This is a genomic window from Clostridium sp. MCC353, assembly GCF_018785315.1.
Classification (GTDB): domain Bacteria; phylum Bacillota; class Clostridia; order Lachnospirales; family Lachnospiraceae; genus CHH4-2.
Map to the genome: position 1 here is coordinate 142,000 of NZ_WQPN01000134.1, position 13,392 is coordinate 155,391.

The 13,392-nt window shown below is 46.8% G+C and carries 11 protein-coding genes and 1 riboswitch; all 11 genes read left to right on the top strand.

Features of this window, described 5'->3' with window-relative positions:
* The first annotated feature begins 59 nt into the window (after positions 1-59).
* Entirely contained in the window at positions 60-2,039 is a 1,980-nt protein-coding gene (locus GPL15_RS22375) for a BMP family ABC transporter substrate-binding protein (RefSeq protein WP_215700885.1), read from the top strand.
* Positions 2,011-2,610 (top strand): metallophosphoesterase, encoded by a 600-nt coding sequence (locus GPL15_RS22380; RefSeq protein ID WP_215700886.1) that lies wholly within the window; start codon positions 2,011-2,013, stop codon positions 2,608-2,610. The genes GPL15_RS22375 and GPL15_RS22380 overlap by 29 nt, the downstream gene beginning before the upstream one ends.
* A gap of 136 nt (positions 2,611-2,746) precedes the next feature.
* A complete protein-coding gene (locus tag GPL15_RS22385) occupies positions 2,747-3,670 on the top strand; it encodes a hypothetical protein (RefSeq protein ID WP_215700887.1) in 924 nt (307 codons plus the stop codon).
* Positions 3,671-3,788: 118 nt separating this feature from the next.
* Positions 3,789-5,897 (top strand): penicillin-binding transpeptidase domain-containing protein, encoded by a 2,109-nt coding sequence (locus GPL15_RS22390; RefSeq protein ID WP_252198564.1) that lies wholly within the window; start codon positions 3,789-3,791, stop codon positions 5,895-5,897.
* 93 nt (positions 5,898-5,990) lie between these two features.
* Complete coding sequence (locus GPL15_RS22395) at positions 5,991-7,424, top strand: amidohydrolase (protein WP_215700889.1); 1,434 nt, start codon at positions 5,991-5,993, stop codon at positions 7,422-7,424.
* The gene (cbiQ, locus tag GPL15_RS22400) at positions 7,414-8,184 is read left to right on the top strand and encodes a cobalt ECF transporter T component CbiQ (RefSeq protein WP_215700890.1); all 771 of its coding nucleotides are present in this window, start codon (positions 7,414-7,416) and stop codon (positions 8,182-8,184) included. The genes GPL15_RS22395 and cbiQ overlap by 11 nt, the downstream gene beginning before the upstream one ends.
* A gap of 136 nt (positions 8,185-8,320) precedes the next feature.
* On the top strand, positions 8,321-9,163 hold the full coding sequence (locus GPL15_RS22405; RefSeq protein WP_346345024.1) for an energy-coupling factor ABC transporter ATP-binding protein: 843 nt from the start codon (positions 8,321-8,323) through the stop codon (positions 9,161-9,163).
* A gap of 169 nt (positions 9,164-9,332) precedes the next feature.
* A riboswitch (cobalamin riboswitch) is annotated at positions 9,333-9,519 on the top strand.
* Between the two features lie 120 nt (positions 9,520-9,639).
* Positions 9,640-10,401 (top strand): energy-coupling factor ABC transporter permease, encoded by a 762-nt coding sequence (locus GPL15_RS22410; protein ID WP_215700891.1) that lies wholly within the window; start codon positions 9,640-9,642, stop codon positions 10,399-10,401.
* Positions 10,394-10,726 (top strand): energy-coupling factor ABC transporter substrate-binding protein, encoded by a 333-nt coding sequence (locus GPL15_RS22415; protein WP_215700892.1) that lies wholly within the window; start codon positions 10,394-10,396, stop codon positions 10,724-10,726. Before GPL15_RS22410 ends, GPL15_RS22415 begins: the two co-directional genes overlap by 8 nt.
* Before the next feature lie 83 nt (positions 10,727-10,809).
* Positions 10,810-12,270: a D-alanyl-D-alanine carboxypeptidase family protein gene (locus tag GPL15_RS22420; RefSeq protein ID WP_215700893.1), complete on the top strand. Its 1,461-nt coding sequence runs from the start codon at positions 10,810-10,812 to the stop codon at positions 12,268-12,270.
* A 304-nt stretch (positions 12,271-12,574) separates the two neighbouring features.
* Positions 12,575-13,392, top strand: an 818-nt coding sequence (locus tag GPL15_RS22425; RefSeq protein WP_215700894.1) for a tyrosine-type recombinase/integrase, incomplete at its 3' end; no start/stop codon positions are given.

Below are 13,392 nucleotides of genomic sequence, written 5' to 3' on the forward strand. Positions count from 1 at the left end.
AAATATGCCATTGGACAGGAAACGGATCAGCCGGTTTGACCGGCAGAATGGAGGAATATATGGCGTTATACGATTATGTGGGAGCGTTGAAAAAGGGGCGGAAGCAGTACCAGTCAGCCGTTTTAAAAGGGGAGTATCCATACCTGCCTGTTTTGGATGATATTCTTTCTTATACAGATATTGTATCGGAAGTGAGCCTCGGACTGATGGATATTCCGCTGGCGCGGATCGTTGGAACCAAGACCAAAGGGCGCACCAGCGCTTTTGCCAACAATTTCATGCCTCTTCTCAGCGAAAAATCAGAGTTTGGGTCAAAATGGGCTTTTTTATTCGATCATCAGATTGAAGAGGGGATACATGACCCCATTGTTGCCTATGAATTTATGAATAAGTTTTATGTTCAGGAAGGGAATAAGCGGGTCAGCGTGTTAAAATATTTGGGGGCCTTCAGCATACCGGGAACCGTGGTGCGCCTGATTCCCAGAAGAAGCGATGAAAAGGAGAATAAGCTGTATTACGAATTTCTGGATTTTTACCAGGTATCATTTAACTGCGATGTCTGGTTCAGCAGAGAGGGCAGCTATCACAGGCTTTTGACGGCTATGGGAAAAAAGCCGGATGAGGTTTGGAGTGAAGACGATAAGGAATATTTTAAGGCAGTTTATAACCGTTTTGTAAAGGTCTTCGACCAGGAAGGCGGGAATGCGCTGGAACTGACCAGTTCGGATGCATTTTTGATCTATGTGGAGATCTTTGGCTATGAAGCGATTATAGAGCGCACTGAGGCCCAGATACAAAAAGATCTGGTTAAGATATGGGATGAATTTCTGCTGGTTTCCAGAGGCGGAAAAATTGCCCTGGTGGAACAGCCGGAAGAAGTCGACGGCGGAGCGGGCAAGCTGATGAACTGGCTGAGGCCATTTTCCAACATAGAGCCGGAAATGCTTAAAATCGCCTTTATCTATGCCAAAAACCAGGAAACGTCCAGTTGGACTTATGGTCATGAACTGGGCAGGATGTATCTGGAACAGGCTTACGGCGGCAAGCTGAAGACGGTGGCATTTTACGATGCGGACAATGATGATGAAACGGCCAAAGCCATTGATTTGGCCATTGCAGCCAGATGCAACCTGATTTTTACAACATCATCCCAGATGATAAATTTCAGTGTGAAGGCGGCGATCCAGCATCCTGAGGTTAAAATATTTAACTGTTCGGTCAATATGTCCTATTCATCCATCAGCACCTATTACTGCAGAATGTATGAGTCTAAGTTCCTGATGGGGGCTCTGGCTGCGTCCATGGCCCAATCTGACAAACTGGGGTATATTGCTGATTATCCAATCTACGGCACCATTGCCAATATCAATGCATTTGCGCTGGGAGCCAGGATGATCAACCCTTACGTGAAAGTCTATCTGGAGTGGTCCAGAGTAAAGGACGCTAAGGTGCAGGAAACCTTGGAACACGACGGAATCACGTTCATCTCGGGGGAAGATATGATAACGCCCCAGGCTCCTTCCAGGGAGTATGGCCTATACCATAAGGAACCGGACGGAACGCTTGAGAACCTGGCCACCCCTATCTGGCACTGGGGAAAGTTCTATGAAAAAATCGTGGAACTGACTTGTAAGGGGGCTTTGGACACCAGGGAAAATAAAGGAAAACAGGCCATAAACTTCTGGTGGGGAATGTCGGCGGACGTGATCGATGTGATCTGTTCGCAGAATCTGCCGCATGGAACGAACCGGCTGATAACATTTTTAAAAAATTCCATCCGGGCAGGCAGCTTTCAGCCCTTTAACGGCCTGATTTATTCCCAGGATGGTACGGTGCAGTGCGGGGAAGACGAGAGTTTATCACCGGAAGAGATCATTACAATGAACTGGCTGGCGGACAATGTGGTAGGACGGATTCCGGAATTTGATGAGCTGACGGAAGCAGCCCAGGCCCTTGTGAAACTCCAGGGTGTGAAAGTAGAAGAGACAACAGATACGGAGGAAAATCAGTGTGAAGATTCTGGTATTGGCAGATCATGAGTCTAAGAGCCTCTATGATTATTATCAGCCCGAAAAGCTGAAAGATATCGATTTAATAATATCCTGTGGGGATCTGCGCGCCAACTATCTCAGTTTTTTTGCCACCTTCTGCCATGCGCCTGTGCTTTATATCAGTGGAAACCACGATAAATATAATATAAAGGCGCCGGAAGGCTGCATCTGCATTGAGGATGATATCTATGAGTTCCGCGGCGTCCGGATTATGGGACTGGGCGGATCCATGCAGTATATTCCCGATGCGGACAACCAGTATACGGAGAAGGATATGGAGAAGCGGGTCAGGAAAATGTGGTGGAAATTAAGGCGGAATAAAGGGTTTGATATTCTGGTGACCCATGCGCCCGCCTACGAGTTAAATGACCTCACAGATCTGCCTCACAGAGGGTTCCGGTGTTTTAAGGATTTAATGGACAAATACAGCCCCAGATATTTTATCCATGGCCATGTCCATGCAAATTACGGCGGATTTAAACGCTGTGACCGTTATGGAGATACCATAGTGATCAATGCCTATGAAAAATATGTGATTGAATACCCTGAGCCAAACTGAAAAATACCCATAAATATTACATTTGTTTGACATCAGGCTGTTTTCAGGATAATATGTAATTATTGAGTTTTGTTGCGATGAGACCGGAGTTTATAACTGAAGAGGAAAAGGTTTTTACGAAAGGATTACTATTGCGATGAGAAAAAGTCTGTTTACGGTTTTAATGCTCGCCGCAGGAATGGCTGCTGCTGCCAGCCAGCCGGTTTTTGCGGGCGAGTGGAAACAGGACTATGTGGGCTGCTGGTATGATAATGGGAACGGGACTTATCCGGCAGATACCTGGAGATGGATTGACGGCGATCACAATGGGGTGGCGGAACGGTATTATTTTGATGAAAACGGCTATTGTGTGAAAAACAGCGTAACTCCTGACGGCTGTCAGGTGGATTGTGACGGGGCGTGGATCCAGGACGGCTTGGTGCAGATCCGTTACATAGGGATTAACAGCTATGACGAGGCCACAAAGGAAGCTCTCAGCGGTTTTATTAACGAGATCTACGGCGTGGGCATGCCTTTTGAGAACGATCCGGAAATTAAAGGTGAGCCGGAATCCGTGGACGATCCGGGAGTTCTGGAGATTACGGGAGCCGATTTGGGACCGGAAGAGAGGGCGGCTATCCTTTATTGGTACCAGTCTCTCTACGGACGCAGTACGGACTGCCGGTTTATCAGCGTACCGGAAAAAGAGGGGACGTATAACCGGGTGAGTTCCGATGTTTTGGACGAAGTGCTCTATGAGATTCTGGGCAGCAGCGATAATGACGATGCGCTGTCTGTATTTGCTGACCCGGCAAATGGATATGTGAACGGAGGACTGAAAGAAGGCATGTATAGCTGCACAGCCCAGAGGGACAAAGAAAATCCGGAGTACTATCTGAAAACAGAATACTGCAGGGCGGAAAAGGAAGTGGCCTGCCTGAGCGGTGAGGTGATGGTTTACCGGCCGGAAACAGAAGAGTATGAATACGTACAGGATTTTAAGGCTTACTTTACGGAAAATCATAATTCCAACATAGCCGGTTTCCGGTTTGAACGTCTGGTAATCGGCAGCCAGGCATAAAAAGCGAATATTGTTATGATACAGTTTCCTCATTTTTAAATAATATTAATATAAATTCAATTGAAATTTTATTCTGTGGGATTTAATATTAATAAAAATAAAAATGAGGAGGGCGTATATGAATAAGAGAAAGAGACGGCTGTTTGGGGTGGTATTTACCTTAATTGCCGTCCTTATTGTATTATCGGGAGCGGGAATTCTGTTTTTCATACAGCAGAAAGAGGAGGATCAGACCGTACTTCCTGACAAGCTGATCCTTAAATATATGTCATGCATTGAATCGGGACGGTATGAAGAGATGTACGGAATGCTGAATGAACAGAGCAGGACGAACATGTCACAGGAGGATTTTACAGCAAGAAATAAAAACATATACGAAGGAATCGGCGCTTCTGGGATAACAATTGAAGTTACCGGCATGGAGGAGAGCGGAGAAACGGACCTGGCGGTAAGATATGAGACGGCTATGAATACATCCGCAGGGGAAATCCGGTTTGACAACCTGGCCCTTTATACGAAAAATGAAGAGGGGGAGTACCTTCTTGAATGGGGCGATCAATTGATTTTTCCCCAGCTGGAAGTTACGGACAAAGTCCGGGTTTCCACGGATAAAGCGGCGAGAGGGCAGATTCTGGACCGTAACGGAGTGATGTTAGCCGGGCCGGGCACTGCATCCAGCGTGGGCCTGGTTCCCGGAAAGATGAATGAAAATGCGGATCAGGACATCGGGAAGGTGGCCCGGCTCTTAGGAATTACAGAGGAAAATATCAGAAAAAAGCTGGATGCCGGATGGGTTAAGGAAGATTCTTTCGTTCCTCTGAAAACCATTAAAAAGCTGAAAGAGACGGATCTGATGAAAGAATTTCCATCCCAGGAGGCGCTGGAGATGAAGGCGCTGGAGGATGAACTTCTCTCAGTTCCCGGAGTGAAAATCACGGATGTGGAAGTACGGGCGTATCCGCTGGGAGAGGCGGCCTCTCATCTGACTGGTTATGTTCAGAATGTGACTGCGGAAGATTTGGAAAAGCATCCGGGTGAAGGCTACCGCAGTGACAGCGTGATCGGACGAAGCGGCATGGAGGCTTTATATGAGAAAGAATTAAAGGGACAGGATGGACATACAATCAGGATTGTGAATGCCCAGGGATCTATTAAAGAGGTACTGGCCTCCGCTGAAAAAAGGGATGGGGAAACTATCAGGCTCACTGTGGATGCAGAACTTCAAAAGGCGGTTTACGACCAGTTTAAAGAGGACAAAAGCTGTTCGGTTGCCATGAATCCCCGGACCGGTGAGGTCCTGGCCCTTGTGAGCACCCCTGCTTATGACAGCAATGATTTTATTCTGGGGTTGTCCAATGACCAATGGAATGCTTTAAATGAAGACCCGGATCAGCCAATGTATAACCGTTTCCGGCAGAAATTTGCCCCGGGTTCATCGTTTAAACCCATAATCGCGGCTCTTGGAATGGAGGAAGGCGCTATTGATCCCAATGAGGATTTTGGGAGTGAAGGGCTCAGCTGGCAGAAGGATTCAAGCTGGGGGAATTATTATGTGACCACGCTCCACACTTACCAGCCCGCCATTCTGGAAAATGCATTGATTTATTCCGATAATATTTATTTTGCTAAGGCAGCGCTGAAAATAGGGAGCCGTAAGCTGGAAGAGGGACTGGAACGTTTGGGATTTAATGAGCAGCTTCCATTTGAAATAATTATGGCAAAATCCCAGTATTCCAACGGAGATTCGATTGACAATGAGATCCAGCTGGCAGACAGCGGATACGGCCAGGGGCAGATTCTTGTCAATCCGCTGCATCTGGCGTCAATCTATACGGCATTTGTGAACGGCGGTTCCATAGTGAAGCCTTATTTGAATTATAAAGAAGGCGCTGAAAGAGAAATCTGGATTGATCAGGCTTTCTCTGCCGCAACATCCGAACAGGTGAAATCCGCCCTCATAAAAGTTGTAAACAATCCGGAAGGAACCGGGTATGCCGCCCGCCTGGACACGGTCACATTGGCGGGGAAAACGGGAACGGCTGAAATAAAGGCATCGAAAGACGACAACAGCGGTACGGAACTGGGCTGGTTCTGTGTATTCACGGAAGATCCTCAGGCGGAAAGGCCGCTATTGCTCGTATCGATGGCGGAAGATGTGAAAGACCGCGGCGGCAGCGGCTATGTTTTAAGAAAGGATAAGGAAGCGCTTCAGGCCTATGGTTATTAGTGGTAATGTTTCGCTTGTAAAAGAGCTGGGTTTTGGTTTATGATAGTCTATATGTAAAAACTGCCGCCGGCACAGCGGCAGATCGGAGGAATTATGAATTCAAAAGAAGTGATCTGTGATGCGGTTAAGAGAAAAGCGGATATGATTGCCGGAATTAATCAGGCCGTATGGGACTATGCGGAGTTTGGGTATCAGGAGGTTAAAAGCGCTGAGAAGATTGTCCAGGTTCTGGAAGAAGAAGGTTTTCAGGTTGAGACTGGGATCGCGGGAATCGAAACGGCATTTGTGGGAAGTTACGGCAGCGGAAAACCGGTTATAGCTGTACTGGCTGAATACGATGCCCTTCCCGATCTGAGCCAGAAAGCGGGATGCGCGGTTAAAAGCCCGGTGCCGGGGAAAACGTACGGCCATGGCTGCGGCCACAGCGCCCTGGGAGCAGGGGCTGTCGGAGCGGCAATTGCAGCAAAAGAATATCTGAAAGCAAATCATGCAGCCGGCACGGTAAAACTGTTTGGGTGTCCGGCGGAGGAAATGGGATTTGGAAAAGCATTTATGGTGAGGGAAGGCTGTTTTGATGGAGTGGATCTGGCATTTACCTGGCATCCCAGCGACTGCAATGGCATATCGGCGTACAAAAGCGTTGCATATTATAAGGTGAGATTCCGGTTTAAAGGCGTGACGGCACATGCGGGAGGCGCGCCTCATCTGGGCCGCAGCGCCCTGGATGCCTGTGAACTGATGAATGTGGGGGTTAATTATCTGCGTGAACACATCATCACTGATGCCAGGGTCCATTATGCATATCTGGACTGTGGCGGAGATGCGCCCAATATTGTCCAGGATCATGCGGCGCTGTTGTATTTCGTGAGGGCTCCTAAACTGATACAGTGCGGGGAGATTCTGGAGAGGATTAAAAAGATCGCCCAGGGAGCGGCCCTGATGACGGAAACAGAGGTGGAGATTAAAGTTTTAGGGGGACTGAGCGATACGGTTCCAAATGAAGAAGCTTCTAAAGTGCTGTCGGAGGCCTATTGTGAAGTGGGAGGCCCTGAATTTTCAGAAAAGGAATTTGCCGTTGCCAGAGATTTTTTGGCAATTCTTACGGAGCAGGATAAAAAGAGAATCCTTAAAGCAGGAGCAGAGGCGGTTGGGATTACGGAAGAGGAATTCGCAGAGCGGCCCTTGTATACCAATGTCATACCCTTCCGGCCTGAGATGATGAATACCCTTGCCACCATTTCAACGGATGTGGGAGACGTAAGCTATCAGGTTCCTACAGGCCAGATCAGCGCAGCCATAGGCATTCCGGGAACTGGCCTTCATACATGGCAGGCCACCGCTCAGGTAGGATCTTCCATCGGAGATCAGGCATCTCTGGCAGTCGCCAGGGTGATCGGGCTGGCATGTGCAAAAGTGTTTGAACATCCTGAAGTGGTGGAACGTGCCAAAGAAGAGCTTAAAAAGGCCACCGGCGGAGAATACCTTTCTCCGATACAGGAAGGGGCAAAACCGGGCGATGAAGATTGATTATTATGCGTACTCTTCAGGAATCAGAAGCTGGAATGCGGCATTTAAGGTTCTGTTTTCGATGATTGTCCTCCTTTTCTGCATAATAGCCGATAATCTTTTTGTGTCGGCTGCGGTAGTATTGACCATGGCCCTGTTTACCATTGGGAAGGGCAGGGTGAAAGCGGCGGATTATTTCCGGTTGATGACGGTTCCCCTGGCATTTATGATATTGGGAAGCGTTGCGATTGCTGCTGGTTTTTCAAAAGAAGCAGCTGGCGATTACAGGATTAACCTTCATTTTTTCTATCTTTATACTTCCCGGAACAGCATCAGAAAATGCCTGGAGGTATTTATGAAAGCTTGGGGAGCGGTCAGCGCCATGTATCTGATGACCCTCTCCACCCCTGCCAGCGAATTGATTTCGGTGCTGCGAAGGGCTCATATCCCAAAGGTTATGGTGGAACTGATGAACATGATATACCGTTTTATCTTTATCATGGCCGAAGTTCAGGAAAAGATGAAGATTTCTGCCCAGTCCAGGCTGGGGTATGTGGATTTTAAGACATCCTGTAAGTCTTTTGGAAACACGGCAAGCAATCTATTGGTGGTTTCTTTAAAGAAAGCGAATGCATATTACGATGCCATGATATCCAGATGCTATGATGGAGAGTTTGTTTTTTTGGAGGAAGAAAAGCCGGTTACCGTAAAGCAGACAGCCGGAGCCGCTGCATATCTTTTGGGTTTGATGGCGATTTGGCTGCTTACGGGACATTTGTAGAAAATATGGACATAGTCTGCCGGTGAGAATATGTGATTTAAGGCGGTCCATGGAGAGATCAGGTTCGGTTTTCCGGTGAAAAACATGATTTCATGCCGTCTGAATACACGCGGTTTTGAGCAGAGTGGAGGAAAATGTGTTAGGTGAGGTACTGCTGCAGGCTCAGGGTCTGTATTACGGATATGAAAATAATAATGATGTGTTAAAAGATGTGAGCTTTTCCATCCGGGAAGGAGAGAGGATTGCGGTATTGGGCGCTAACGGCGCGGGTAAGTCCACATTATTCTTAAATTTAAATGGGGTGTTTACCCCATCTAAAGGATCGGTATCCTATCGGGGAAAGGTGATTGGAAAAAAGGAGTTGAATGAACTTCGCAGGCATGTGGGCATTGTGTTTCAGGATGCGGACAACCAGATCATCGCCTCCTCCGTGTTAGCGGAAGTTTCGTTTGGTCCGATGAATTTAAAACTTCCCAAAGAGGAAGTGGCAGAGCGGGTGGAGGAAGCGCTGGCTTATATGAATTTATCTGATTTTAAAGACCGGGCCCCCCACTATCTCAGCGGAGGCGAGAAAAAAAGAGTGAGCATTGCCGATATTATAGCGATGAAACCGGAAGTGATCATTTTTGATGAGCCAACGGCGGCTTTGGATCCGTTAAACGCGGATATGCTGGAAGCGGTATTGGGAAATATGGCGGAAAGCGGAAAGACGATCCTTTTATCGACCCATGATGTGGATTTTGCCTACCGGTGGGCCGGGCGGATTCTGGTCTTCAGCGAAGGTGAGCTGATCGCGGATGGCAATCCCCTGGATATATTCGGAAATGAACAGGTATTGAAGGAAGCGCATTTAAAGCGTCCGGTTTTATTCCAAGTCTATGAAGAGCTGGTTAAGAAAGGGCTGCTCCCGGATCATAAGAGGTATCCCAGGCAGATGGCGGAGTTTCAGGATCTGCTGAATGGCATTAGTGATTATTGATAAAATGGGGGATACAAAAATCCAGCGGTTAAAAAAACACGGATAGAAAAGTCTGGTGGTTATATAAAACTGGCAGATATAAAAGCCCGGTGAGAGAAATGATAAGAAAATGGTAAAATATGAAAGATTAGATTGACAAAAACACTGCATTTAGATTACACTGAGGTTAGAAAAACAAATTACAATTGGTGCCTGTCTTATTGAAAGACAGGATAATAGGAAAATGGGTGTAAGTCCCATACGGTCCCGCCGCTGTGTTGGAGGAGCCATATTCCATATGTCACTGTATATACGGGAAGACGGAATATTGCGATGATGCCAGAGTCAGAAGACCTGCCTTTTGTAAAGAAACGTTACGGTTACGAGAGATGACCGGATGCGATATTTTCTCTGGTTTTGCCAGAGTAAATTTTGGATGCCGGTTTGTGAGTGGGAATCACAAATAGGGCGTCTTTTTTGTTTGAAGGAGAATGAATATGACGAAGAAACAAAAAGGTATTATGAAGCTGGCAATTGTAACTGCCGCAGTGTTTGGTATGCAGATCCCTGCTTTTGGCATGCATATCATGGAAGGGTATCTTCCGGTCGGGTTTTGTGTGGCCTGGGGGGTGATCTGTATTCCGTTTTTAGCAAAGGGTATTTTCGGCATTCAAAAGGTTTTGGATGAGAATAGGAAGGCGATAACCATACTGGCCATGGCTGGCGCATTCATATTTGTCATCTCTTCACTGAAAATCCCATCCGTGACGGGGAGCTGTTCCCACATGACAGGAACCGGGCTGGGAGCCATTTTATTTGGGCCTTCAGCGGTCAGCGTTTTGGGCATTATTGTCCTTTTGTTTCAGGCGGTTTTATTGGCTCACGGCGGGTTGACAACCATTGGCGCCAATACATTTTCAATGGCAATTGCCGGACCTTTTGTATCATACGGAATTTATAAGTTATGTGAAAAGACGAATATGAACCGGAAAGTCAGCATCTTTTTAGCCGCAGCTTTAGGAGATCTCTTTACCTATTGTGTTACCAGCATACAGCTTGCAATGGCCTACCCGTCGGAACAGGGTGGAGTGGCGGCCTCCGCCGTAAAGTTTTTAGGTGTTTTCGCGCCGACCCAGCTTCCTTTAGCCATCATTGAGGGACTATTGACCGTTGTTATCGTCATCGGGCTTGAAGTATATGCCAAATCGGAACTGACATCCATCGGATTTTTTAAGGAGGCGAAGGTGAGCCATGAGTAAAAATAAAAAGATAGTAATAATCCTGCTGGCAGTGGTGGTACTGATCGCGGTGGTTCCCATATTCGCCTTAAAAGGAGCTGAGTTTGGCGGCTCTGACGATGCGGGAAGCCAGATGGTGGAGGCGATCCATGGAGAATATGAACCGTGGTTTACTCCTGTTTTGGAAACGATGATCGGCGGGGAACTTCCAGGAGAAATTGAGAGCCTCATTTTCTGTCTCCAGACCGGCATCGGCGTATCCATCATTGCATTTTTTATGGGACGGTTTGTAGAGCGTAAAAAATGGGAGGATAAACAGACACAATTAAAACAGACACAATTATAGAATTTTGTTGAAACTTGTCTCTCAAAATGTTAAACTATAGAAATGTTACATTTCTATGACAGAACATTTTGGGAGATTTTTTCATGAGACGATTACTTAGCACAATCCTGACACTAACATTAATGATGCAGCTTTTTGTGATACCTGCCTATGCGAAGCCGGATTGGCCGGACGATACCGGCATTTTAGCGGAAGGCGGTATTGTAATTGACATGGATTCCGGGGCAATGCTGTTTGGGCAGAACAGCCGGGTGGGGTATTTTCCGGCAAGTATCACCAAACTTTTGACGGCTTTGGTGGTCTTGGAACATGCTTCTTTAGATGAAGAAGTGACATTTTCCCATGATGCGGTCTACAACATTGAAGAGGGCAGCGGAAACTATTTCGGCCTGGATGAAGGTGACAAATGGCCGGTGGAAGACTGTCTTTATGCGCTGATTCTGCGCTCGTCCAATCAGGCAGCCAATGCATTGGCCGAACATGTGGGCGGAAGCAGAGACGGGTTTGTGGACATGATGAACCAGACCATAGAAGACCTGGGCTGTACAGGCAGCCGCTTTAAAAACCCTTCCGGCCTCAATGATCCGGAACAGATGGTGACACCGTTTGATATGGCGCTGATCGCAAAGGCGGCATTTTCCAATGAAAAACTGCTGGAAATAGCATCCAGCAAAAGACATAAATTTCCTCCTACTGTAAATAATCCGGAAGAAATCAGCGCTGCCATTGAGCATAAACTTCTGAAGGAATCGGAAGAACTTTATTTTCCCGATGCGGTGGCAGGCAAGACGGGATACACATCTTTGGCAGGCAACACCCTGGTAACCCTGGCGGAACGGGATGGAAGACGGGTGATTGCTGTTGTTTTAAAAGGAACGCAGCCCCAGTATTATGTGGACAGCCAGAACCTTTTGGAATTCGGTTTGGCCAGGTTTCAGAATATAAAAGTTGCGGAGAACGAGACATCTTATACAACCGGGGAGAATGCGGTTACCATTGGCGGACAGAACTATCAGCCGTCTGATTTGGAGATCGATCCTCAGGCGGTCATTACCCTGCCCAAGGATGCGGCATACGGTGACGCGGAAAAAACTCTGGTGACGGATCTTCCTGAAGACCATCCGGCAGGGGCGGTGGCCCTTATAAAATATACCTACAACGAACGCAGCATCGGCCAGGCATACCTGCTTTTGAAAAATGCGGAAGTATTTGCTGATGCGGATCAGAATGGTTTAACGGAAACTTCTAAGGGGGAGACGGAACCTGAAAGCCAGCCTGCAGGCCAGCCGGGAGGAGAGGATAGAAAAGTGTCTCTTCCGTCCATATCTGTGCCTGTTTTGATTCTGATTGTTATTTTACTGCTGGCAGGCTGCGGTATCGGATATATTGTTTATCAGCGGAGAAAAGAGGAGAGGGAACGGGCCCTGCGCCGCCAGAAGAGACGGCAGAGGATTATTGAATCGGGCTGCTCGGAAGAAGAATTTGAACGGATGGTGGCGGAACGGATGAAGAGGAAGACGGATAGAGGTAAAGAGGCTGATTGACAGGCAAAGACATAGGCTGAGAGATAATTAGAGATAAATGAATAGAGAAAAAAGCTGATGGTGATTTCAAGAAATTACTGTCGGCTTTTTTGTTGTATTTTTACTTACTGGCATATTGTTGGAATGGGAGGTGGAATTTTATTTGGTACATATGACAGGAATGATTTTAAACATTACACAGGCTTGCAATAGATTATAAACCATTTTTTTATAGCCAGTTTTTTATTAACCTTGTTTTTTTAATGAAAATAGGATATTTTGAAAGATAACCATAAAAATACGATTAAAACAAGGAGTGTGTAAGATGACATTAAATGTTGAAATGATTTTTGCTTTTGAACGGTATCTTTACGAACAGGAGCGGAGCAAGGCGACCATTGAGAAATATGTCCGGGATTTGAAAAAGTTGTTTTCCTATCTGGCGGAGGATATGGAACTCAACAAGGATAAAATGATCAGGTTTAAACAGGAACTGACGGAGCAATATAAAACAACCAGTGTAAACTCGATTCTGGCTGCGGTCAATCAGTTCCTGGAGTTTGCAGGGGTGGGGGAATATAAAGTAAAACAGGTTCGGGTTCAGAAAAACCTGTTCTGCCAGCAGGAACGGGAATTGTCAAAAGAAGAATACTTCCGCCTGATAGATGCGGCGAAACGAAAGAAAAACCAGAGGATCAGTGTTTTAATGCAGGCAATCTGCAGCACAGGAATCCGTGTGAGCGAGCATCGTTTTATATCCGTAGAGGCGCTGAAGGAAGGGTGTGTGAGAATATATAATAAGGGAAAGTCCAGGATTGTCTTCCTTCCGCCTGAATTGTCTGCAACATTAAAACGGTATTGTCGGGAGATGGGGATTATAAGCGGGCCGGTGTTTGTCACAAAAAGCGGCCGTCCTCTGGACCGGAGCAATATCTGGGCTATGATGAAGGCTTTAGGAGAGGACGCAGGGGTGGATTCAAAGAAGATTTATCCTCATAATCTACGCCATCTGTTTGCGTTTACATTTTATGGAGTTGAAAAAGATCTGCTCCGCCTGGCGGACATTCTGGGGCATACCAGCGTGGATACGACGAGAATCTATACGGTTTCAAGCGGCTGGGAACATAAGAGAATCCTGTCGAA